The sequence below is a fragment of the Fulvivirga lutea genome (assembly GCF_017068455.1).
GTDB classification, from domain to species: domain Bacteria; phylum Bacteroidota; class Bacteroidia; order Cytophagales; family Cyclobacteriaceae; genus Fulvivirga; species Fulvivirga lutea.
Genome location: NZ_CP070608.1, coordinates 311,682 through 334,146, shown reverse-complemented (window position 1 = coordinate 334,146; position 22,465 = coordinate 311,682). Strand labels below are relative to the sequence as shown.

Genomic DNA, 22,465 nt, shown 5'->3' with positions numbered 1-22,465 from the left:
CATTCTGTATATTTTTGGCCGAATTTCAATTTATAAGAAAGTTGCACATATGAACCTATCGAATAGAATTAGCAATCTGGAAGAATCTGCTACGCTAGCTATGGCTGCAAAAGCCAGAGAGCTTAAATCACAGGGAGTAGATGTTATCAGTTTAAGCCTCGGTGAGCCGGATTTTAAAACACCTCAATACATTCAAGATGGCGCTAAAGAAGCGATAGATACCGGTAAATACTTTGCGTACCCCCCTGTAGCAGGTTATATGGATTTACGTGTAGCTATTGCTGATAAATTGAATCGGGAAAATAATATACCTTACAAAGCTGAAAACATTGTTGTATCTAACGGTGCTAAACAGTCCATTGCCAATGTGATGTATTCATTGATTAACCCTGGAGATGAGGTAATCATCTTCTCACCGTATTGGGTGAGCTATTCAGCAATTGTAGAGTTGACAGAGGGAAAATCAGTATTTATAAGCGGAGATATTTCCACTGATTTTAAAGCGACTGCCAAGCAACTAGAGGAGGCAATTACGCCTAAAACAAAGGCTTTAATTTTTTCCTCACCATGCAATCCAACGGGTTCAGTATTTACTAAAGCTGAGTTAGAAGCTATTGCAGAGGTGGTAAAGAAACATGATATCATCGCTATTGCTGATGAAATTTATGAACATATTAATTACACAGATGAGCACGTGAGTCTTGCCTCATTACCGGGCATGTTTGAGCGAACTGTTACTGTAAATGGCTTCGCCAAAGGTTTTGCGATGACTGGTTGGAGAGTGGGTTATATAGGTGCACCTGAATGGATTGCCAATGGCTGCACTAAAATGCAGGGACAAATCACATCTGCCAACTGCTCGATAGCACAGCGTGCCGCCCTTACAGCTCTAACAGGAGATGCAACACCTACTAAAGAAATGGCAAAGGAGTATCTTGAGCGCAGAGAATTGGTAAAAGGCTTGTTGGATGAAATACCAGGCGTGAAGACTAATGTTCCTAAAGGGGCATTTTACTTTTTTCCTGATGTAAGCAGCTATTTTGGTAAGAGCATAGGAGATAGAAAAATAGAAAATGCCAGCGACCTGTGCATATATATTTTGGAAGAGGCACACGTTTCTTTGGTAACGGGTGAGGCCTTTGGAGATGCAAACTGCGTTAGATTATCGTATGCAGCATCCAGAGAAGATTTAGTGGAGGCACTTAAAAGAATTAAAACAGCTTTAAGTAAATTGTCTTAATGTCTTATACCAACTTCAATCAGGTTTTTAAAGAATTTAATAAGCTAAGGGTTCTGATCATTGGTGATGTTATGGTGGATGCCTACATCTGGGGGGCTGTGGAACGAATTTCTCCTGAGGCTCCGGTACCCATTGTAAGGGCCACTAAAAGAGACTACCGTTTAGGAGGTGCTGCCAATGTAGCACTTAATGTGCAGGCCCTTGGTGCCGATCCCATTCTTTGTGCAGTAGTTGGTCAGGATGAAGGAGCACAGAAAGTATTCGAACGACTGGAGGTAAATAAAATATCGAAAGAAGGTATAGTAGAATCATCTGAAAGGCCAACTACAGTTAAGACCAGAGTGTTAAGTAGTCACCAGCATATTGTAAGGGTAGATGAAGAAACAGATAAACTGCTTTCTAAAGATGAAGAGACAAAAGTTTGGAAAAGGATTGCGGAGTTATTGCCTACATGCGATGTAGTAATATTTGAAGATTACGATAAGGGTGTCATCACCAAAAACCTGATAAAAAAATCCGTTGAACTCGCAGAGAAAAATGGTATACCCACTGTGGTAGACCCTAAAAAGAGGAACTTCCTGAATTATAAGCACACAACTCTTTTCAAGCCCAATTTAAAGGAGTTGAAAGAAGGGCTGAAGTTAGAATTCGAAAAGGGTGATAAGGTGGAAGTAGAAAAGGCGGTTGAAATTTTAATGGAAAAACTTCAGAGTAAAGGTTCACTTATCACCTTATCTGAAAAAGGAGTTTATATAAATTTCAAAAAGGAAAAACATCACATCCCGGCCCATTTAAGGGAAATTTCAGATGTATCTGGCGCAGGTGATACTGTTATAAGTATTGCAGCTCTTTGCGTGGCACTTAATCTTTCTCCTCAGGTAATAGCGGCTCTTTCTAACTTAGGTGGTGGACTCGTGTGCGAGCATATTGGCGTAGTTCCTATAGATAAGAATGACCTATTACAAGAAGCCAACAAGTTAAATATTACTCTATAAGCAAAATAACCCAAAAGCACCTGGGCTCATTAACTAATAATTTGGATGCTTATTAAAATCTACGATGTAATAAAATTACTTTGCATACACATTTTGGCTACTTTCCTTTTTTCGCTATTAAAAGTAGCTCTTGAAGCATTTGACCTTCATGATTTTAATCCACCGCTTATTAATGATAGCCTCAAAAGTGAATTTCCGGTAGCTTTTATTTTACTCACTATTTTAATTGTTCCTGTTATTGAAGAATTGTCTTTTCGACTATTCTTAAAACCGAACAACACGAATGTTGAACTAGGAATTGCAGCTTTCGTATCAATACTATTTATCTTCTTCATTGATATGAGGGCACATCTGTTATTTCTTCCTATTTATTTAAGGGTTTCTTTTGCTTATGTAATTTTATTGGTCACTTTTTACACATTTATTAAATTTTTCTTCCTCAATTATTCCAGGATTAAAGCACGTAGCATTTCGTTTCTAAAATCAAATTTTTCGTTAATCCTTTTCAATATCATTTTTGCAGCAATGCACTATAAGTCAGAATTGGGAACAGCATATATTTGGTTATATCCGGTCACACTTGGTTCATATTTTGTCGGAGGGTACATTTATTCAATATTAAGAATTAGGCATGGGCTCAAGTATGGAATACTATGTCATTCGATGTATAACTCTATACTACTTGGAAGCTCATTTTTATTTGAGGTATAGCTAATTCAAGATTTCAAATATAGGAGGGCAACCAGCTAAGTAAACAAACAAGGCTCAGGTAATTTAATAAAATTTGCTATTTAAGGCTGGCTTATTAAGTGAATAAAGTGCCTAAAAGCAAAATAACCCAAAAGCACCTGGGCTCTCGGGTTATTTCGTGTCTATAGTTGGCTTTATGTATACTAAGTAAAGGCTTCAGGGTTTATTTAACCAGCAACCCTCGATGGTTGAACAATGCTGGCGATGAAGCGCCAAATTGAAGGTTAATATTCGAATTGCTCTTCAAGTGTTCCCAGTTCTTCCAAATCAGCAACAATTTCTTCGTCCAGTGGAGTGTCTTTAATCACGTTATAATTCTCCCAGAATTCTTTGTTATAGCGCTCATCTTGATATTGTAAACCATATCTCCGCATCTTTTCTGTTCGCCCAATACGCTCATCAGGGTTGGTCTCAATGTTATTGATAAGTAATTCCTGCTGCAATTCAGTTTCAAACTTCAACTGGTCAGTATCTTCGTCATGCCAATTGATTCTTGACCTTAAGGTTATCAAGTTTAAATACATCTTACCCAAGTATTCTTTAAAATCAATTGTTTTTACATCCGAAACATACTTGCTAACCAGATCACCCTTCTTTCTAAGTATCTCATTGTTAAAAGTTCTTTCATACTCCATTCTCACAATGCTGTAGGATTCAACCTCCACAAAGAGTTTAATAAACATGGTGCCCCCATTGTCAGGCACCAAGAAATTACCAAGTGCTACATGCACCTGTTTGCCATTATACATAGTGGTTTTACCACGCTTAAAACTGTTGTAAAATACTTCCTGTTCTGGAAACTGCCGGTATCTTATGTTATTATGAAGTAGTAAATCTTCCAGTAAATTATATTGCTCAAAATAACGAGTGAACTTATTGCTATACCCCAGACTCTTACGAACTTCCATTAATGCAACCCGTTCATGCAGTCGGTTTTTATTGTTTGGCTCTTTATAATCCTCATCGTAAATTTTCACAGCAGCCTCTAGTAGTGAAAAGTATTTACCTCCTACTTTTTTAAGATCTCTGTAGAAACCATCCATAAGGAATGGTTCACTTGGAAAATTTTTGTCGATTTTAGAAATGGCCGCTGAAACAATATCTCCGCCAGTGAGAGAATCTCGGATAACAATTTCCTCCAAAACTTTAGAAGCCTTGTTCATTCTAAAAGTGACCGTATCGCTATTAGTGTAATTAGATATTTTAGATTGAATGTTAGAATAGCCCAACATTCTTATCACCATCATATGATCTTTATAAATGTATGGAATATGAAAATCGAATTTTCCTTCCGTATTAGAAACGGTACCAACTGATTTTCCATCGATACCGATAGATGCAAAAATTATGGGCTCTTCGGTTTCGGCATCAATCAGCCTTCCCGAGATAGTAATGGTCTTTTGTGAGTATGCACCCACAGACAGCACCATGAAGAAAAGTAAAAAATAAAGCCGCATATTACTATAAATGAGGTACTTAACACGAATTGTTAAAGATGACAACCAAACGACAGATTACCAATAATAGTTTGATTGAATAAACACAATAATATCATTGATGCAAGTTTTAACCCGGAAAACAGTCATTTTGAAGAGCATAACTGTATATCCAACTAGGCGGTTTCTAATTTATCTGATGGTATTCGTAAATTAGATAAAATTAAAGCATGAGCATATTCGAGCGCATACCGAAAATATATAAGACGGCATATTTCTTTATATGCGGCTGGTATGCTGTGAATTTTTTACTGAGTTCACTTATTGAATGGCAAGTTTTCAGACCATATAACACTTCCGTATTATGGAACGGACTTTACATGTTTGAGGCGCTGTGCATATTTATTGCATTGATATTTTTTTACTGTGAGTGGCTCTTTAGGCAAAAGGTTGTTTTTCAAATAACAGGGCATACGGCAGGCCTTTTCGTCTTTTTTATGGCCATGAGTTACATTTCCTACTATTTCGATTATTACCTGGATGGGCTTGTGTTCTTTGACGACTGGAAAGATTATATGCTTAATTTATTGAGTTGGGATGCCATGCGATTTTATGATCAGTATATTATTACTGTGGCTGTATTTTATATTATCAGATACTTTGAGCACGTTCAGAGAAAAGAACAGGAGAAGAGCCAGCTAGCTTTAAAAAATAAAGAAATGCAACTGGCATTGTTGAAATCGCAGATTAACCCTCACTTTTTATTTAACACTCTAAATTCCATCAGCACTTTAATATCCTCAAGTAAGGAAAAGGCAAGAAAAGTAATTACTCAGCTTTCCGATGTTTTTAGATATGCACTGGATTCGCATTCTGGAGTCATGGTAAAATTGGCCGATGAGCTGGATTTTATAGAGAATTATATTCGGATACAACAAGTAAGATTTGGTGAGAGATTGAAATACGAAACCGATATTGATGGACGTTGCTTAGGAATGGATGTGCCTCCCATGATATTACAACCATTGGTGGAGAATTCTGTTAAATATGGAATTGCACCGAAAGATGATGGTGGTACAATCACAGTACATGTAAAAAAGATTGTGGGGGGAGTTTACTTTGAAGTAAGTGATAATGGATTGGGCGTAAATGCCGCTAAAGTTTTAGATGGTAAATCTACCGGAGTAGGGCTAAAAAATTCTGATAGAAGGTTGAAGAGTATTTTTGGAAAAAGTGCAGGTCTTAAGGTAGAGCCACGGAAGGATGGTTACACTGTGAAGTTTACTATTCCGGTGCAAGAGGTATTTACATCTGAAAATCAAGAATCAGAATTAATCGAACATTAAAACCAACATAGATAAATGAAAATTGATTGTATTATAGTTGACGATGAAAAGCTCGCGCGTGAATTATTAATGGAATTTCTCGAGCCTCATCCGAATATTGAAGTGGTGGCGCAATGCTCAAATGGAAAAGATGCTGTGGAAAAAATTGAAACATTACAACCACAGCTAATATTTCTAGATGTTCAAATGCCGGGAATTGATGGTTTTGATGTTTTAGAATCCCTTGATCATAAACCATACGTAATATTTACTACAGCATATGATCAATACGCGATAAAGGCGTTTGATAAAAATGCCATTGACTATTTGCTCAAACCCTTGGATGAAGAGCGTTTCAATTTGGCCGTAAATAGAGCTTCAGAAAGAATTAAGGCAGATGAAAGTAATGTAGAGGAATTGATATCCAGCATCAGAGGCTCACTAGATAGCTCTGATGGTAAGTACTCAACACACCTTTTCGTTCAAAAATCAGAGAAACTCCTCAACCTGGAAGTAAAAGATATTTTGCACCTTGAAGCATCAGGCGACTACACAGTACTAACCACTAAAAATGATCAGTTTTTAAGCTCTTCGGGAATTGGGAAGTTGGAAGGCAAGCTTGATCCTGAGGTGTTTATAAGAATACACAGGAGCACCATAATTAATCTGAATTGCCTAAAGGAAATAGAGAAACATTTTAATGGTGGACTAATTGTTAAAATGCAAAATGGAAAAAGCTTTCCAGTGAGTAGAACCTACGCAAAGCAAATAAGAAAGAAAGTAGTTTAAAGGAGGCGAGCCTGGATAATTTTTATTTCTTCAGATGTGCAAGTCACTGCCGATGACATGTAATTCAGGATATATTTGATGATATCCGCATTCAGGTCAGAGGTATCGAGCCACTGAATATTTTTAAGAATTACCTGTTTGTCTTCCTCCAGGTTATCTTTCATACCCAGGTATTCGGGAAGAGAGTTTTCAATATAAAGCCTCAGAAATCGAATTTCCAAGTTGGTTTTATCCAAATCAACAGCTGAAGTTAGCATTTTCATGGCTTCTCTAATCGAGTTGATTTTTGTGATGGGATTCCAGCTATGTTTAGCAACTAATGCTTTTGCAGCTGCCTCATATGCTGCAATGGTTGGTGTTTCTTGTTGTAATACTGCTAGCTTGTTGTAAAAGGCATAACATTTTTCAAGGTCGAAATCAGTGTAGAATAGCTCCTCTCGTATCTCAGCAATAGTAGGTTTAACCTGACTGTATGATGGTGAGAGTGAGAATAAAAAACCAATAAGAATAAGAGCTCTGATCTTCATTTTAAAATATGCAGTAAGATGGAGAACGTTTTTGTATGAAAAAAGTTAATTCTCACATCAAAAATTTTTGCAATACTGTAAAATCTCCGTCTATAAAACATTTTTTTGCTGCCACCTTTTATTTATTAGATTTGCCGATTGTGGTTTAAACATAGTAACACATGCAAGCATTAAATGATTTTCTTGTCCTAATTGATAGTTTTATTGGTAGTGCCGTTTGGTTTCCGTACGCTCTTTTGGGTACTGGGGTGTTTTTTACTCTGTATTTAGGATTTCCGCAAATCAGATTTTTCAAGCATGCAGTACGTATTGTTAAAGGAAAATTTGATAGAGATGATCTACCTGGAGATACATCACACTTTCAGGCATTAGCTACAGCACTTTCAGGTACGGTGGGTACTGGTAACATTGCTGGTGTTGCTTTGGCATTGCATCTTGGCGGACCAGCTGCCTTATTTTGGATGCTTGTTACAGCGGCTGTAGGTATGTGTACCAAATTTGTAGAGGTTTCACTCTCACATAAGTACAGAGAAAAACTAGACGATGGCACCATGGCTGGTGGCCCCATGTACTACATGAAAAATGCCAAATTCATGTTTAATGGCAAGCAAGTTAACTTAAAGTGGTTAGCTGCTATTTTTGCCTTTGCAACTGTTTTATCATCATTCGGAACGGGTAGTTTGCCACAGATCAATAGTATTTCTAGTTCGTTGTTAGCGACATTTGGTATAGATCAGATTTTATCTGGAGCTGTTTTAGCAGTTTTATTAGGCTTAGTAATTATTGGAGGTATTAAAAGAATTGCTGCTGTTACTTCTAAGCTGGTGCCGGCTATGGCAATCATTTATTTTATTGGTGCCTTTGCGGTTATTCTGGCCAATCTTGAAAACATAGTTCCTTCATTTTTATCGATTGTTTCAGATATTTTCACGGGTTCTGCAGCAGCAGGAGGATTTATAGGCGCGAATTTGGCCTTTGCATTTAATAAGGGTGTCGGTAGGGGATTATTCTCTAACGAGGCAGGTCAGGGTTCTGCACCTATTGCTCACGCATCAGCGAAAGCAAATGAGCCATTATCAGAAGGTATGGTGGCCATATTGGAGCCATTTATTGACACTATTGTAATTTGTACCATTACAGGATTGGTGCTTCTTTCATCTGGCGCATGGAATGAAAAACACCAAAATCAGTTCGACTTTATTGATATTGAAATTTTAACCAATCAGTATAGAGAGTCGAATGAAGAGGACCTTAAAAAAATCTATAATCACCTGAACGGAAACTCAGCAGAAAAGCAATTCAATGGAGAATTGATTGTTGAAAACGGTGTCATTATGAATAATGATATTACATTCTTACATGCACGATCTTTCGCGGATGATGTTCTCGTTTATAAAAATGAAGGTCTTTTAGAAGAGGAGTTATTTACTGGTACGGTGAATATTAGCAATGGAAAAGTGGCAGATGAGAAATCATTGAAATTTATTGGTAAGTCTTTGGTGCACTCAGCACCTTTAACAGCTATCGCATTTAAGCGAGGCTTCTTTGGTGATTATGGGCAGTACATTGTTTCTATTGGCCTATTATTATTTGCATTTAGTACAGCCATTAGCTGGTCGTATTATGGAGATAGGGCTATGACATTTTTGTTTGGCACAAAGTCAGTGATCTATTACAGAATTGTTTATGTGATTGCCTTCTTCTTTGCCTCCTTTGCTGATACCACCATTATCTGGACTTTGTCAGGTATTACCATCGCGTTGATGACATTGCCTAACCTTGTTGGTATTATATGGTTAAGAAAAGATATGAAAAAGACCATTCGAGAGTATGGTGATTTCTTTGAGAAAAACTTCCCAGGTGTGGATCACCCGAAATTCAAATAGAAATATTGCAAAAAAGCCCTTCAATGAAGGGCTTTTTTTATGGCCTAAATTTTACAACAACTTTAACATTTCCGGTTTCAGGAACTCCATCATTTGTTGATGGTTCCCAAGCAGGGCCTTCCTTAACCAGTCGTAAGGCCTCATTGTTATGCCATTCGGTCAATCCTCTTTTTATTTGATAATTATCTAGTGAACCATCCTCTTTTACATCAAAGGTTACAATGACTTTACCTGCTTCAACTTCTTTATCATCTGGATAGTTAATATTTTCAGTCAGGTACTTTTTATAAGCATTCATTCCAATAACCGGCTGAGCAAACTTGTAAATCCCACCTAAATTATCTGTGTTACTGCGTGTAACCACTACTTCACTTAGCTGCTGTACATCTGCTTGCATTCGAATGTTTAATTCAGTTTTTGAACCCAGGGAAACCTCTTCTGAAGCCAGACCAATAAAACTATAGACAAGAGTATTTTTATCAGAAGGATTAACATCTATTTTGTAATTACCTTCCAAATCTGTTACTGTTCCATTTGTAGTTCCTTTTAATACTACATTTACTCCTGGTAGAGGAGAGCCGTCCTCAGCAGATGTAACTTTACCTTTTACTGTGGCAGTATATGAATTGATATCGTTTATTGCACTGGGTGAAGCTGCTTCCAACTTCGATTTTTTGGCTGTATTTCTTCTACTAACATCAGTACTTTGAATAGGTTCTGAGCTTATTTTTTTAGCCGCAGTTTCACGACTTTCTTCGCTACGCACTTCACTTTTAACTACTTCTTCAGCTATTTCTTCATCTGCCATAAATGAATCAAAATCTTCTTCCGGCTCATAGGCAAGGGCTTCAGCAGCACTTGCACCACTACCCGCAATAGACTCTTCGTTATTGGTTGGTATTTCCTCAGCTACTTCTGCCTGTGGCAGAGCAATTTTTTCCGGTTTTTGCGAAGGTTGAGGTTTGTTTTGTGCTATGGCAGGAATATCTTCCACTCTTTGTTTTTCTTCTACTGAATCTATCGCTAGTGAAGAAGCTTCTTCCAATTTCGATTCATTTACTTCATTATCTGCGACATTTAGAGGTTTCAAGCTTTCACTTTGAGCTAGATCCCAAATGAGATAACTGCTCAAGGCAAGAATTAAAATGGAAGCCGCTATTTTAATCCAAAAAAACTGATTGTCATTTTTTTCCTCAGCAATCCTTTTCTCTAATTGAGAATTTAACTGGTTTAAATCATTTGCAATATCACCGGAATAATTTTCAAAACCTTCCATCGCTTCACTATCAAAATCAGAATTTAGCATCAATCGCTCCACCTGATAGGCTTCGGATTCTGATAGTTTCCCTCCATGATATTTTTCAATCAATTCAGGTGTTAATTTATCAATATGGTGTTCTGACTTACTCACTTTGATTCTCCATACATATTTTCAAGTTCCGCTTACCATTCTGAATGTAGCTTTTAATTTTCTTCATTTCAAACCCTGTTTTTTCAGCAATGGTTTGATAAGGCTTTTTCTTCAAGAAGAACAATTCAACACAAGTTTTTTGCGCATCTTGAAGTTGAGCAATACATTTTTCCAATTTAACGAGGTTGTCTTCCAAATCCTCTTCATCCTTATGATGCAATTGATAGTCAGATTCCATAATTATTGAATTATCAATATCAACATTCGTTTTGTTGGATCTCAATTTCATCAGACAATGATTCTTTGCTAGCACATACAACCAGCTTTTAAAGTTTTGGATATCATGCTTCTTAACAGCATCAATCAACTTCTCAAATATCTGCATGACTGCATCCTGGCTCTCCTCCTTATTTTTTAAATACTTCAGGCATAATCCATAAACCAAATGCATATACGGTTTATAGAGCTCGCCAAGTAATTTCAAATCACCTGATTCTTTGTATTTCGATATGAGTTGATGCTCGTTGATAAGACCGATTTTATTCTAAACTAAAAATTTTTTCACTCCCATTTATGGAATATTCAAAAGTGCTGCATCTCAATAGAAATGTTTCACAAAAATATGATAGCCATGAAAACGAAATTAATTTATGTAGTACTGTTGATAAGCCTTTTTTCTATTCAGGCTATCAGCCAAATTAAAGTGTCCGGTAAAGTAACGTCAGCTGAAGATGGATCAGCATTTGCTGGAATTAATATCTTGCTAAAAGGCACTAGTACTGGTACTGTTTCAGACGTCAACGGTGATTACTCCATTGAAGTACCTAATTCTAAATCGGTACTGGTATTTAGTTTTATTGGCCTTGTTACAGAGGAAATAAAAGTAGGTAGCAAGACTATTATTAATGTGCAGATGAGCCCGGATACTCAACAATTGAGTGAAGTAGTAGTGAGTGGTAAGGGCAGAACATCTAAAAAAGAGCATAAAGCCGCTACAATGGATTATGCAGAAGAAATATCTATGTCAGGTGCGGCTTACAGACACCATCAGCCAGTTCAAGTTTATCAGGAAACAAACACCGAAGAGTATGCCGAAATATCGGAAAACGGATTTAAAAATCCTTTTCAAGATCCAATTTCAACATTTTCTATTGATGTGGATGCTGCATCATATAGTAATGTGAGAAGGTTTTTGAACCTGGGCCAGATGCCACCGAAAGATGCAGTTAGAATTGAAGAAATGATCAATTACTTTGATTACGATTATGAACAACCTAAAAATAGCGATCCATTTGCGATCAATACAGAAGTAGCCCCTTCTCCATGGAACAAAGATCACAAGCTTGTGCACATCGGATTACAAGGAAAAGATATAAGCATGGATAATTTACCTCCATCAAACCTGGTTTTCCTTTTGGATGTTTCAGGTTCTATGAGTGCTCAAAATAAATTACCATTATTAAAGTCTGCCTTTAAAATGTTGATTGATAAGTTAAGACCAGAAGATAAAGTAGCTATTGTGGTATATGCAGGTGCTGCTGGTGAAGTATTACCTTCTACAAGTGCTTCTGAGAAGGATAAAATATTAGATGCCTTAGATCAATTAAATGCTGGTGGCTCTACTGCTGGTGGAGCAGGAATTGAATTGGCCTATAAGATTGCTCAAAAGAACTTTATTAAGGATGGGAATAACAGAATTATCCTCGCCACAGATGGAGACTTCAATGTAGGTGCATCAAGCGATAAGGCAATGGAAGAATTGATCGAAGAGAAAAGAGATGCCGGAGTTTTTTTGACTGTTCTAGGTTTTGGAATGGGCAACTATAAAGATTCTAAAATGGAAATTTTGGCTGACAAGGGTAATGGAAACTATGCTTACATCGATAATATTTTAGAGGCCAAAAAAGTATTGGTGAATGAGTTTGGAGGAACACTTTTCACCATTGCCAAGGATGTCAAAATCCAGGTAGAATTTAACCCTGCCAAAGTGCAAGCTTACAGATTAGTGGGTTATGAAAACAGATTATTAGCACCTGAAGATTTTAATAACGATAAAAAAGATGCTGGTGAATTAGGAGCGGGACATACTGTGACTGCTTTATATGAAATAATTCCGGTAGGAGTAAAAAGCCAGTTTGTGGTAGATGATTTAAAATACCAGAAAACACAAATTACTGAAGGCGCAAAAAACTCTTCGGAATTGATGACTGTGAAGCTCAGATACAAAAAGCCAGATGGTGATACGAGTAAACTGATTGTTAAAACCATTAATGATGATAAGAAGTCGATGGATGATACTTCGGATAATTTCAGATGGTCAGCAGCCGTTGCAGCTTTTGGAATGCAATTAAGAGATTCTGATTTTAAAGGAGACTTGAATTATCTGGATATCATGAACTTGGCAAAATCAGCTCGTGGAAAAGACGAAGAAGGGTATAGGGCTGAGTTCATTAGAATGGTAGAGTCTTGTAAATTACTTGCTCGCAATTAGACAAACCATCAGGTAATAAAGAGAATGATGCATCCTGTATACAAGAGCAAAGTTTTTATAACTTTGCTCTTTGTTTTTTAAATCATGAATAGAAAATTTACAAACCTCATACGCTACTTCATGGATGAGTGGATTCCCCCTGCTATACGTGACTCCAAATGGTTCATGTATCCATTTTATTGGTATGCCTATAAAGGGAAAAACCTAAAAAGCGTAATGGATTTTAAATCCAATGCCTATAAAATGAGTAAAGAAGAATTTAGCGATTTTTATACTAAGAGGGATACAAGGTTTTCTAATAGCCGGCCTACTGATCTTTCTCAAAAATGTATCGATTTCATGTTTGATCAAATTGGTAATACAGATCAATCACTTCTTGACGTTGGCTGCGGATCAGGTTATTTTCTAGAACAGGCAGCAAAAAAGGGGTTTGCTACAACAGGATGTGATGTTATAAAAGGTCTTAAATATGAACATAGTAATTATGTTCAAGCAAACGTAGAAAGCCTGCCTCTAGATGATAATTCATTTGATATCGTTACTTGCTCTCATACTTTAGAACATGTAATCGACTTTGAAACATCTATAAACGAATTGAAAAGAGTAGCTAAAAAACTGCTCATAGTAGTAGTGCCATGCCAGCGCTCATTTTATTATACTTTGGATGAGCATGTTCGCTTTTTCCCTTATAAAGGTGCATTGGAGCAGGCTATGAAAATGCAAAATTTTAAGTGTGAAAAAATTTGGGGCGACTTAGTTTTTATTGGCAAAATAGAGAATAACTAACTCAGTTAAATGGATATTCAAATTTCCATAATTGTATCAGTTTATAATGAAGAGGAGGTATTAAATGCCTTTCATAAAGAGGCAAGTTCTGTTCTTAACAAATTGGGAAAAAGCTACGAATTGATATTTGTAAATGATGGATCAGTTGATAGCAGTCGAGAGCTTTTATCAGAAATAGCCAAAGCTGATAAAAATACTAAAGTCATCAATTTTTCAAGAAATTATGGGCATGAAGCGGCTATGTTGGCGGGGCTAGATCACAGCAAAGGTAATTGTGTGATTTGTATGGATGCAGACTTGCAGCACCCACCAGCTGTAATTCCTCAAATGGTTGAAAAGTATGAAAGTGGCGTTGATATTTTAACAATGGTAAGGACTAAAAATCCAGATAGTGGTTTCTTTAAATCAATAACCTCCAAACTATTTTATTCCATTCTTAACAGGATTTCTGGTCAGAAATTCGACATAAATGCCTCAGATTTTTTCTTGGTATCCAAAAGAGTTGCGAAAATACTTAGAACTGAGTTTAGAGAACAGTCGAGGTTTTTAAGGGGGTTTATTCAGATTGTTGGCTTTAACAGGGGGTATTTAGAATATGAGGCAAATCAGCGATTAGCTGGCGAAAGTAAATACTCTATCCGAAATCTTTTCAAATATTCATTTAATGTAATGCTTACATTCTCCAACTTGCCTTTAAGACTAGGAGTTTCGTTGGGTATTTTAGTTGGCTTGTTTGGTTTATTCATTGCAGTTTGGGAGATTATTATGAAGTTCAAAGGTTTAACTCCTCCTGGCTATACAACCATTGTCGTTCTTATTAGCTTTTTGTTTGCTATGATGTTTGTTCTTATAGGCGTGATAGGTGAATATATTGCTGTTCTTTTCAAGGAAGTAAAAGCGAGGCCCATCTATATTATCGAGGAAATTTTAAATGAAGATAGTTAATCAAACCCTTAGTATTTTTCAGAATAAAATAGTGCTTTATGCACTATTTATCATTTTTGGCTTGGCTTGGTTGTTTACTTTCCATAACAGGTATATTGAAGCTGATGAATGCATCTTAGGCGAGTATAGTTATTCATTTCTTCATGAAGGTTTCGTAAGAGTAAAATCAATTCCAGCCATTCAGGATTGGGATGTAAGGCTATTTCCTCACCATCGTTTTTTTACATGGTTCGGTGCAGCAGTTATTGGAATATTTGGCTGGTCAATCACTTGGCTAAAGGTATCTATTTTACCATGGTATGGCTTATTTTTTGTTTTACTACATCAGTACTTCAGATTGAACAACCTATCTAAAAGCCAATTTATACTAGCCGCATTATTCGTATTTACAACGCCTATAATTTTGCTCAAATCCTATTCATTCAGACCGGATGTTATACTAATGACTGAGGGAATGGGTCTTTTGTATTTTATTTCGAAATACAAAAACGAAAAACAGGTAAAAGATCTGGTATTCGCAGGTGCGTTTGCCGGATTAGGTTTTCTAACTCATTTGAACGGAGCAGCGTTCTGTATTGCAGGCTTCTTATTTCTTCTGATTCGAAAAGAATTTAAAGCATTAATCCCTTATACCCTTGCTGGAGCTGTAGTGGGTGGAATTTATTTTATCGAGTTATTACCAGATAATAATTTCCAAAAATTTATTGATCAGCTAACCAATTGGCCTACTGTTAATCATGGTGAGAATTTTATGGGATCAGGGCCAATTTCGCTTGTCATGGGAAGAGTACAAAAACTTCTTTCAGAACATCAACGGTTTTTTTGGGGTGATCGAGTGATGGGCTTTTCAATAGTATTTTTCTTAACTCTAATACTGAGTTTTAAGAAATTAAAACAAAACCATTCAGACTTGCTTTTATTTATGCTGGTTTTGGTATTGTCTTTAAACATGTTCGGAAGCCACATTGCAGAACGTTATTTACTCTTCTATTACGGACCGATGGCAATCATTACTAGTTTGGGTATTTTTTATGTAGCTGAGGATACAAAGTGGAAACAAGTCCTTGTCTCGTTATCTGTTTTGCTTCATTTTGTATTTAGTGTTATGATGATTGGCAAAATAGTAGACAGAAGTGAGCCAATTGCTGAAAATAACGAGGAGATTCTATCTCACATAAAAGATGATGGTAAGATACTAGTGCCTTACGAAATGATCTATAATGAATTTCCATCTAGAGATCTTTATGTATATAAAACCTATGAATATCTTCAGGAAAGCATGCCTGATAAAAAGATGAGTCAATTACAATTGTTTGAGAAGGCAAGTGAATTGGGCATGGATTATATTGTGATCAATAGAAATTTAGCAAATGATAAAGGAAGGTGGTTTTATAACTGGAAAATTGAGGAGAACTCCTATTATGAGGAGTATCATCAGGATGATAAATCTTTAATTCTCAAGAAGATTTAACACCAAACACCTTTTTCACCCTTTTTCTAAGCCTCGCCAATTTTCGATCAACTTTATCATACCAAATAGCGAACTTGTACCATTTGGAATCTATCAGATCATCAAGAATTGGCTGAATGCCTTTGTCACTCTTTCTTAAATAAGCCCATTCATAGCCAAAATCAAATCCTGTCATGCCAGCCTTCTGAGGGTTGGCATCAATTACATAAATGTCAGAGTCCTTCTGAATGAAGTTTCTAATTTGAGGGTCACCATGAATGAACCCATACTGATGAATGGACTCAAGTGTGTCAATCACCTTTTTGTAAGTTTCAGGCTGGTTCAGGCACGATCTGCCATCAACAAACTGATACAAAAGCCATGAATCGACCACCATTCCAAAAGACCTTTTTTCAGCAGCTAAAATAGGGTTAGTAGTTTTAACACCTATATTCTTAAGAATCATCATAGATTTGAGATTCTTTTGAGCTTCCCCTTTTCTGAATAATGTTAAAAATCTAATCCAAAATCGAGAATTCTTTTCTTTCGGAATTTTTAAAACAAAATCATTGTCAGAAACTTTTATCCGCTTTACCTCGCTTCTTTGGTTATCCTTAAGCACTTCACAGGTCTCAAATTTTGAATCCTGGACAGTATGAAACAACTCCTTGGCATCTTCAACACCTACATCTGGAGCACTAATTAATGTCCAATTCTTATACTTTAACCTGTTCAGTTGCTTCAAGTTATTATGGGTCAATCTTCCAATGTCAAATAAGAGACATAAATCGCTAAGGTGAAATATTAAATTAAAAAATGATAGACACTTTGCCCGTCAGAACGTTAATAGGTTAAAAAAAGTGAGGTTCACCTCATTAATCAGTCCATTATTATTATTTTTGATCCCTAATGTCCGATTCACAACGTCAAAATTACTCGCATAAGGAAAAGCAAGAAGTCTTTGATCAAGAGTTCATGCCTCATATTAATGCGATGTATAATTTTGCATTTCGCCTAACCTTTGATGAAGATGATGCTAAAGACTTGGTACAAGATACTTATCTGAAGGCATACAGATTTATCAACTCTTTTGAGAAGGGTACTAATGCAAAGGCTTGGCTTTTCAGAATAATGAAAAATAGTTTCATTAACGACTTCAGAAAGAAAAGTAAAGAGCCTGCTAAGGTAGATTATCAAGAGGTGGAAACTTTTTATAACTCAGACGATGTTGATAAAGCTATAACCTCAGATTTGAGAGTAGAGGCGGTGCAAGATATGATGGGAGATGAAATCTCCAATGCACTAAATTCACTTGATGTTGACTTTAGGACGGTAATTATTTTATGTGACTTAGAAGGTTTTAAATACGATGAGATGGCAAAAATTCTTGATATTCCCATTGGTACGGTTAGATCAAGATTGCACAGGGCACGAAACCTTCTCAAAGAAAAATTAAGAGATTACGCTAACAAAATGGGATTCAAAAATTAATACATATGGATTCAAACCCTACCGAAAAGAGCAGCACTAACCAGCCAGATCACAGTGAGTGTATGAAGCTTCTCCAGCTTGTGCTTGATGACGAAGCTACACCTACTGAAAGGGAAGTTTTTGAAAAACATGTATGTAATTGCATGCCATACTTTGAAATTTATCAGGTTGACAAAGCAATTAAATCATTAGTGAAGAAGACATGCTGTGGCAAAGACATGCCTACTGATTTAGCTAATGAAATACGTGCAAAACTTTTTCAAAAAGCAGACTAATAGTGCGAAAAGGAAAAGCAATAATCTTCTCTGCACCCTCTGGTTCAGGGAAAACTACGATTGTACGCCACCTGGTTAAAGTAATTCCTAGCTTGGGCTTCTCTATTTCTGCCTGCACACGCGACAAACGCGGTAGAAATGAAGAAAACGGGAAAGATTATTATTTCCTTACCCCTGAAGAATTCAAAAACAAAATTGATAACGATGAATTTGTGGAATGGGAAGAGGTATATGCCGGTAATTTTTACGGAACACTAAAATCTGAGGTTCAAAGAATTTGGGATTCCGGCAAGGATGTAATTTTTGATGTTGATGTTAAAGGAGGACTACACCTAAAAGAGTATTTTGGGGATTCTGCACTGGCTATTTTTGTGAAAGTGCCATCAATGGAAGTTTTAAAAGAACGGTTAACAGATCGTAAAACTGAAACGGAAGACAGTCTTTCCAGAAGAATTTTCAAAGCAAAATTTGAAATGACTTTCGAAGATAAATTCGATGTTTCCTTAGTGAACGAAGACTTGGATGAATCTCTTTTGAAGGCAGAAAAATTAGTTGGCGATTTTTTAAATAAATGAGTGCAATTAGAAGCTGCATAGTATTCTTTTTTCTTCTCACATCAATTCTTGGTAAAGCTCAAAAAACTGTTAATCTGGGCTTTCACTTCAACTATTTTGCCGCATCGCCTGCCTTCAAAGAAAACATCACAAGAAACCCTTTAGGCACCTCATTAACTCTAATGCTCGATAAATCAGACCGGCTGAAATATGGAGTTGAAGTGGGTTTTGGTTTGTATTCCGGTAAAAAGTACTATTATGAAACAGTGGCAGAGGGGTTTCCTGACAATTATGAATACTTGTACGAAGAGAATGGATTTCTCCAATGTTTATTAACCATTCGCTACCAAATACTTCAATCCAAAAAACTAACTCCTTTTATTGATGTTAAAGGGGGTACCAGTACATTCTTTAGCGTCATAAGATCTATGCAGGTGTCAGAAGTATATGAAGATAAATTCCGTTTCCATGACACAACGTTTAATCTGGGTGCAGGTTTAGGAGTAAGTTGTGACGTAGGGAAAATCTTTAAAAATGAAGATTGGAGAAGAAGACTGTATTTTGAGCTATCATCCAATTACATTTATGGAGGAAAGGCTGGTTATAGAAACTCGGTGAGAGGCGAAATAGTAGATAGTTATGAGGCAGGCAACAGATATTCAAGCACATCTACCGTTCAAATTAAGTCTGGATTTTTATTAGCATTTTAGAGTAATGGAAGTAGGATTGTTTTTTGGAAGTTTTAACCCAATTCACATAGGCCATTTAATTGTGGCTAATATAATGGTAGAGAATACTTCTATTTCTCAAGTTTGGTTTATTATATCTCCTCAAAATCCGTTTAAGAAAAGGGCTTCATTACTCCATGAGTTTGACAGATATGATCTTGTGAATGCAGCAATTCACGATAATTACAATCTTAAAGCCAGTGACGTTGAGTTTAACATGCCTAAGCCCAGCTATACAATAGATACTCTTACCTATCTTTCCGAAGCCCATCCTGATAAAAAGTTTAAATTAATTATTGGTGAGGACAATCTTAAAAGCTTCCCTAAGTGGAAAAATTCTGACCAAATATTGGAGTATTACAGTTTATTAGTTTATCCCAGACCCAACGCGCAACCTTCTGATCTCGTTGAGCATCCTAAAGTTCAGATGATTGAGGCACCGATGATCGACATTTCGGCTACGTTTATCAGAAACAGTATTAAAAATGGAAAATCAATCAAGTATTTAGTGCCTGAACCAGTAGAAGACTTAATCAGAGGAAAGAAATTGTATCAATGAATTTAATTCGATCAGGCTTTTTTTTAGCGGCTTTATTCTTAGGGTTATCATCCCAACTAACAGCACAAGGGGTTAAAGGAACTATCAAAGATGACAAAGGTGAGCTTTTAGCGTTCGCCACTATATACATCAAAGAATTAGGTACAGGTACTACTTCCAATGCCGATGGCTATTTTGAAATAAGAACACCTAAGGGTGAATATTCTTTGTTATTTCAATATATAGGGTATGAATCACTAGCCAAAAAGGTTACTGTAAATCAGGATTTTGTAACTGTTAACCCGGTACTAAAAACGCAGGTGGTTGTACTTAGTGATGTTATTGTTAGAGCAGGTAAGGAAGACCCAGCTTATACCATTATGCGTAAAGCCATTTCAAAAAGTAAATACCATTTACAACAAGTAGATAGATATACCTGCAAAGTGTATATGAAAGGTACTGGCGAGTTAACGGATACTCCATTTTTATTACGTAAGACTTTGGAAAAAGAAGGGGTTGAGGAAGGCAAGCTTTTCATTTCTGAGTCAGTAAGTGAGGTGGAATATATAAGACCAAATACCTATAATGAAAATGTAATATCTATTAGAAGTAGTGGCGATGATCAAAATGCTAACCCCAATGCTTACGTGAATGGCTCCTTTTATGAGCCAGAAGTTGGGGGAGGAGTTTCACCATTAAGTCCACGAGCTTTTTCCTATTATAAGTTTGAGTATTTAGGTACTTATAAAGATAGAGGGTATGAAGTAAGTAAAATTAAAGTGACTCCAAGATCGATAGGTGACAATGTTTTTCAAGGTGAAATTGAAATTGTTGAGGATTACTGGAGTATTTATAGTACCGATTTAAAAACCTCCAAAATGGGTATCAACTTTCATATTAAGCAATTTTATGAGCCAATTGAAGAAGGTGTATGGCTACCTGTAACGCACGATTTTTCAGTAGATGGCAAAGTCTTTGGTTTTGGTTTTGAAGGTAAATATCTAGCCACAGTGAGCGATTATGATGTTACCGTAAATCCGGAACTGGTCACAGAGTTTGAAGTAGTGGATGAAACAATCTATAAAGAAGAAGCTAAGGAAATCGAGAAGGAATCTGAAGGTCTGAAGAATAAGGAAATCGAGGAAGCATTAGTTTCGGGAAAAGAGGTGACCAGAAAGCAATTAAGAAAACTAATGCGCGAGTATGAGAAAAATGAATTAGAGGAGGCCGATCAGGAGAATATTGAATCGATAAGAACATTTGATTATGATTCTGCAGCCTATACCAATGATTCTATTTATTGGTCTCAGATAAGGCCCGTTCCGTTATCCACCAAAGAATTAGAAGGCTATGCCAATATGGATAGCTTAGCGGAAATTGAAAGTAAGAAAAAAGCTGGAGACACATTATCAACGAAAAATAAAGAGAGTTTTAAATTGTACCATGCACTAACCGGAGCTTCTTACAAAGTGGGAGAAAAGGCCTATTTCTATATTAATAGCATGAATAGCAATTTCAACACAGTGGATGGGTATGATATTGTCACAGGTGTGGGTTTTAGAAAAACTTTTGAGAATGAAGGATGGTTGCGTTTATCTCATGAAAGCAGATATACATTTGAGCGAACCGCTTACAACGGTAACCTGGAGGCTCGCTACGATTTCGGAGAGAAATACAGAAGAACTTCATTGGTTGGTTTCGGAGGCCGATACGTTCGTCAATTTAATTCTGATGAACCGATTAGTCCTTTTATCAATTCCATAACTACCTTGTTTATGGAGCATAACTACATGAAGTTATATGAACGAGATTATTTAGGTTTTCTAATTGGCAAGCAATTGAATGATAACCTGAAAGTTTCCATTAGTGCAACATATAATGAAAGAAGACAGCTTTTTAATACAAGCACAATGACATGGATAGATCGCACGCACCGTGAGTATACGCCAAATGCACCCGTAGCTATTGAATTATTAGATACATCTTTCCCTGACCATCAGGCTGTGATTAGCGAAACAAAGATTGAATATGAACCATGGATAAAGTACCGCCTTTATAATGGTAAGAGATACAGGTCAGGAAATAATAACCCTAAATTTTCATTACTCTATCGCAAAGGTTTAGATGATATTTTAGATAGTGATGTTGACTTTGATCAATTGGAGCTAGGCTACCGCCAAACTTTTAAAATAGGTGTAAGGGCTTTGGGCGATGTAGCAATAAAAGCAGGAACATTTTTGAATGATGATAAAATGTTCTTCATGGACTACAAGCATTTCATGGGTAATAGAACGCCAATTACTACAGCTGATCCTGTTGGCACATTTAGAATGCTGCCCTATTATACATTCAGTACCAATCAGGAATACTTAACCGGTAGCTTTCATTACCAAATGCGTAAATTTTTGGTAACCAGAATTCCTATTACCAGAATTATGGGTATTCGTGAAAGTTTCTTTGTAAATCATTTAGCTACTGATAACTCCATGAATTACACTGAGTTGGGCTATGGTATTAATTATATTCTAAGATTTTTGAGAGTTGAGGCTGTAACAAATTGGATTGATGGAGAGTATCAAAACTTTGAAGTACGAATAGGAATTGCCGCTAACCTTGACGAAATGTTTTAACTAAATTATAAATTGAAACCAGCACCCATGCTGATTCAAGAATTATAAAAGGCCAGTAGTTTAGCATGATTGACGCTACGCATGCGAGGCCTGCCCCAAAAAGATTTAAAAATAAATAAACCGAACCATCTGAATGGATTCGGTTTAAAGAATGTAATAAGTAGGCCAATAAAATTAAAAATACTCCAAAAGCGCCTACCCAGTCTATAAACGTCATG

Annotated in this window: 22 protein-coding genes; 16 read left to right on the top strand and 6 right to left on the bottom strand. The window is 36.4% G+C overall.

What is annotated here, in order from left to right:
• Nucleotides 1-49 precede the first annotated feature (49 nt).
• Genes JR347_RS01705 through JR347_RS01695 form a run of 3 tightly spaced genes read left to right on the top strand, consistent with a single transcriptional unit; the run spans nt 50 to nt 2,946 of the window.
• Nucleotides 50-1,240, top strand: coding sequence for a pyridoxal phosphate-dependent aminotransferase (locus JR347_RS01705; protein ID WP_205722338.1), 1,191 nt, complete (start codon nt 50-52; stop codon nt 1,238-1,240).
• A complete protein-coding gene (locus JR347_RS01700; protein ID WP_205722337.1) occupies nt 1,240-2,235 on the top strand; it encodes a bifunctional heptose 7-phosphate kinase/heptose 1-phosphate adenyltransferase in 996 nt (331 codons plus the stop codon). Before JR347_RS01705 ends, JR347_RS01700 begins: the two co-directional genes overlap by 1 nt.
• A 45-nt stretch (nt 2,236-2,280) precedes the next feature.
• Entirely contained in the window at nt 2,281-2,946 is a 666-nt protein-coding gene (locus tag JR347_RS01695; RefSeq protein WP_205722336.1) for a type II CAAX prenyl endopeptidase Rce1 family protein, read from the top strand.
• Nucleotides 2,947-3,209: 263 nt separating this feature from the next.
• Here the strand turns inward: JR347_RS01695 and JR347_RS01690 are convergent, their stop codons facing one another.
• Nucleotides 3,210-4,442 (bottom strand): carboxypeptidase-like regulatory domain-containing protein, encoded by a 1,233-nt coding sequence (locus tag JR347_RS01690; protein WP_205722335.1) that lies wholly within the window; start codon nt 4,440-4,442, stop codon nt 3,210-3,212.
• A gap of 209 nt (nt 4,443-4,651) precedes the next feature.
• On the opposite strand from JR347_RS01690, the gene JR347_RS01685 reads away from it, so the two are divergent.
• Complete coding sequence (locus tag JR347_RS01685) at nt 4,652-5,767, top strand: sensor histidine kinase (RefSeq protein WP_205722334.1); 1,116 nt, start codon at nt 4,652-4,654, stop codon at nt 5,765-5,767.
• Nucleotides 5,768-5,782: 15 nt separating this feature from the next.
• The gene (locus tag JR347_RS01680) at nt 5,783-6,535 is read left to right on the top strand and encodes a LytR/AlgR family response regulator transcription factor (protein WP_205722333.1); all 753 of its coding nucleotides are present in this window, start codon (nt 5,783-5,785) and stop codon (nt 6,533-6,535) included.
• Here the strand turns inward: JR347_RS01680 and JR347_RS01675 are convergent.
• Nucleotides 6,532-7,062 carry a hypothetical protein gene (locus JR347_RS01675; protein WP_205722332.1) on the bottom strand — a complete coding sequence of 177 codons (531 nt, stop codon included), beginning with the start codon at nt 7,060-7,062 and terminating at the stop codon, nt 6,532-6,534. The two genes, JR347_RS01680 and JR347_RS01675, sit on opposite strands and share 4 nt — an antisense overlap.
• Nucleotides 7,063-7,223: 161 nt before the next feature.
• On the opposite strand from JR347_RS01675, the gene JR347_RS01670 reads away from it, so the two are divergent.
• Nucleotides 7,224-8,948, top strand: coding sequence for an alanine/glycine:cation symporter family protein (locus JR347_RS01670; RefSeq protein ID WP_205722331.1), 1,725 nt, complete (start codon nt 7,224-7,226; stop codon nt 8,946-8,948).
• Between the two features lie 37 nt (nt 8,949-8,985).
• Here JR347_RS01670 and JR347_RS01665 read toward each other — a convergent pair whose 3' ends face one another.
• Both JR347_RS01665 and JR347_RS01660 read right to left on the bottom strand, forming a co-directional pair.
• Nucleotides 8,986-10,359: a carboxypeptidase-like regulatory domain-containing protein gene (locus JR347_RS01665; protein WP_205722330.1), complete on the bottom strand. Its 1,374-nt coding sequence runs from the start codon at nt 10,357-10,359 to the stop codon at nt 8,986-8,988.
• Nucleotides 10,352-10,843: an RNA polymerase sigma factor gene (locus JR347_RS01660; protein ID WP_235689728.1), complete on the bottom strand. Its 492-nt coding sequence runs from the start codon at nt 10,841-10,843 to the stop codon at nt 10,352-10,354. The genes JR347_RS01665 and JR347_RS01660 overlap by 8 nt, the downstream gene beginning before the upstream one ends.
• Nucleotides 10,844-10,990: 147 nt before the next feature.
• Between JR347_RS01660 and JR347_RS01655 the strand changes: the two genes are divergently transcribed.
• The 4 genes from JR347_RS01655 (at nt 10,991) to JR347_RS01640 (ending at nt 16,052) form a co-directional block, all read left to right on the top strand.
• Nucleotides 10,991-12,850 (top strand): vWA domain-containing protein, encoded by a 1,860-nt coding sequence (locus JR347_RS01655; protein WP_205722329.1) that lies wholly within the window; start codon nt 10,991-10,993, stop codon nt 12,848-12,850.
• 84 nt (nt 12,851-12,934) lie between these two features.
• The gene (locus JR347_RS01650; protein ID WP_205722328.1) at nt 12,935-13,636 is read left to right on the top strand and encodes a class I SAM-dependent methyltransferase; all 702 of its coding nucleotides are present in this window, start codon (nt 12,935-12,937) and stop codon (nt 13,634-13,636) included.
• A 9-nt stretch (nt 13,637-13,645) separates the two neighbouring features.
• Nucleotides 13,646-14,581: a glycosyltransferase family 2 protein gene (locus JR347_RS01645; RefSeq protein WP_205722327.1), complete on the top strand. Its 936-nt coding sequence runs from the start codon at nt 13,646-13,648 to the stop codon at nt 14,579-14,581.
• The gene (locus JR347_RS01640; protein ID WP_205722326.1) at nt 14,568-16,052 is read left to right on the top strand and encodes a glycosyltransferase family 39 protein; all 1,485 of its coding nucleotides are present in this window, start codon (nt 14,568-14,570) and stop codon (nt 16,050-16,052) included. Before JR347_RS01645 ends, JR347_RS01640 begins: the two co-directional genes overlap by 14 nt.
• Here JR347_RS01640 and JR347_RS01635 read toward each other — a convergent pair.
• The gene (locus JR347_RS01635; protein ID WP_205722325.1) at nt 16,039-16,776 is read right to left on the bottom strand and encodes a lipopolysaccharide core heptose(II) kinase RfaY; all 738 of its coding nucleotides are present in this window, start codon (nt 16,774-16,776) and stop codon (nt 16,039-16,041) included. The two genes, JR347_RS01640 and JR347_RS01635, sit on opposite strands and share 14 nt — an antisense overlap.
• Before the next feature lie 164 nt (nt 16,777-16,940).
• On the opposite strand from JR347_RS01635, the gene JR347_RS01630 reads away from it, so the two are divergent.
• From JR347_RS01630 to JR347_RS01605, 6 genes are read left to right on the top strand one after another with little or no spacing between them, the layout of a single operon-like run.
• Complete coding sequence (locus JR347_RS01630; RefSeq protein ID WP_205722324.1) at nt 16,941-17,522, top strand: sigma-70 family RNA polymerase sigma factor; 582 nt, start codon at nt 16,941-16,943, stop codon at nt 17,520-17,522.
• 5 nt (nt 17,523-17,527) lie between these two features.
• A complete protein-coding gene (locus tag JR347_RS01625) occupies nt 17,528-17,797 on the top strand; it encodes a zf-HC2 domain-containing protein (RefSeq protein ID WP_205722323.1) in 270 nt (89 codons plus the stop codon).
• A gap of 2 nt (nt 17,798-17,799) precedes the next feature.
• Nucleotides 17,800-18,372, top strand: a complete 573-nt coding sequence (gene gmk / locus JR347_RS01620; RefSeq protein ID WP_205722322.1) for a guanylate kinase — start codon at nt 17,800-17,802, stop codon at nt 18,370-18,372.
• Complete coding sequence (locus JR347_RS01615) at nt 18,369-19,061, top strand: hypothetical protein (RefSeq protein ID WP_205722321.1); 693 nt, start codon at nt 18,369-18,371, stop codon at nt 19,059-19,061. Before gmk ends, JR347_RS01615 begins: the two co-directional genes overlap by 4 nt.
• Nucleotides 19,062-19,065: 4 nt before the next feature.
• Nucleotides 19,066-19,638, top strand: coding sequence for a nicotinate (nicotinamide) nucleotide adenylyltransferase (nadD, locus tag JR347_RS01610; protein ID WP_205722320.1), 573 nt, complete (start codon nt 19,066-19,068; stop codon nt 19,636-19,638).
• Nucleotides 19,635-22,247 (top strand): DUF5686 and carboxypeptidase regulatory-like domain-containing protein, encoded by a 2,613-nt coding sequence (locus JR347_RS01605; protein ID WP_205722319.1) that lies wholly within the window; start codon nt 19,635-19,637, stop codon nt 22,245-22,247. The genes nadD and JR347_RS01605 overlap by 4 nt, the downstream gene beginning before the upstream one ends.
• Here JR347_RS01605 and JR347_RS18500 read toward each other — a convergent pair.
• Nucleotides 22,225-22,464: a CBU_0592 family membrane protein gene (locus JR347_RS18500; RefSeq protein WP_449528491.1), complete on the bottom strand. Its 240-nt coding sequence runs from the start codon at nt 22,462-22,464 to the stop codon at nt 22,225-22,227. The two genes, JR347_RS01605 and JR347_RS18500, sit on opposite strands and share 23 nt — an antisense overlap.
• Between the last annotated feature and the right edge of the window lies 1 nt (nt 22,465).

Excerpts from the sequence above, each read along its gene's own strand:
- JR347_RS01690 (WP_205722335.1), bottom strand. The coding sequence starts at position 4,442 with ATGCGGCTTTATTTTTTACTTTTCTTCATGGTGCTGTCTGTGGGTGCA.
- JR347_RS01705 (WP_205722338.1), top strand. The coding sequence starts at position 50 with ATGAACCTATCGAATAGAATTAGCAATCTGGAAGAATCTGCTACGCTA.
- JR347_RS01605 (WP_205722319.1), top strand. The coding sequence starts at position 19,635 with ATGAATTTAATTCGATCAGGCTTTTTTTTAGCGGCTTTATTCTTAGGG.
- JR347_RS01655 (WP_205722329.1), top strand. The coding sequence starts at position 10,991 with ATGAAAACGAAATTAATTTATGTAGTACTGTTGATAAGCCTTTTTTCT.
- JR347_RS18500 (WP_449528491.1), bottom strand. The coding sequence starts at position 22,464 with ATGACGTTTATAGACTGGGTAGGCGCTTTTGGAGTATTTTTAATTTTA.
- nadD (WP_205722320.1), top strand. The coding sequence starts at position 19,066 with ATGGAAGTAGGATTGTTTTTTGGAAGTTTTAACCCAATTCACATAGGC.
- JR347_RS01630 (WP_205722324.1), top strand. The coding sequence starts at position 16,941 with ATGTCCGATTCACAACGTCAAAATTACTCGCATAAGGAAAAGCAAGAA.
- JR347_RS01695 (WP_205722336.1), top strand. The coding sequence starts at position 2,281 with ATGCTTATTAAAATCTACGATGTAATAAAATTACTTTGCATACACATT.
- JR347_RS01640 (WP_205722326.1), top strand. The coding sequence starts at position 14,568 with ATGAAGATAGTTAATCAAACCCTTAGTATTTTTCAGAATAAAATAGTG.
- JR347_RS01670 (WP_205722331.1), top strand. The coding sequence starts at position 7,224 with ATGCAAGCATTAAATGATTTTCTTGTCCTAATTGATAGTTTTATTGGT.
- JR347_RS01680 (WP_205722333.1), top strand. The coding sequence starts at position 5,783 with ATGAAAATTGATTGTATTATAGTTGACGATGAAAAGCTCGCGCGTGAA.
- JR347_RS01675 (WP_205722332.1), bottom strand. The coding sequence starts at position 7,062 with ATGAAGATCAGAGCTCTTATTCTTATTGGTTTTTTATTCTCACTCTCA.
- JR347_RS01625 (WP_205722323.1), top strand. The coding sequence starts at position 17,528 with ATGGATTCAAACCCTACCGAAAAGAGCAGCACTAACCAGCCAGATCAC.
- JR347_RS01615 (WP_205722321.1), top strand. The coding sequence starts at position 18,369 with ATGAGTGCAATTAGAAGCTGCATAGTATTCTTTTTTCTTCTCACATCA.
- JR347_RS01650 (WP_205722328.1), top strand. The coding sequence starts at position 12,935 with ATGAATAGAAAATTTACAAACCTCATACGCTACTTCATGGATGAGTGG.
- JR347_RS01645 (WP_205722327.1), top strand. The coding sequence starts at position 13,646 with ATGGATATTCAAATTTCCATAATTGTATCAGTTTATAATGAAGAGGAG.
- JR347_RS01700 (WP_205722337.1), top strand. The coding sequence starts at position 1,240 with ATGTCTTATACCAACTTCAATCAGGTTTTTAAAGAATTTAATAAGCTA.
- JR347_RS01685 (WP_205722334.1), top strand. The coding sequence starts at position 4,652 with ATGAGCATATTCGAGCGCATACCGAAAATATATAAGACGGCATATTTC.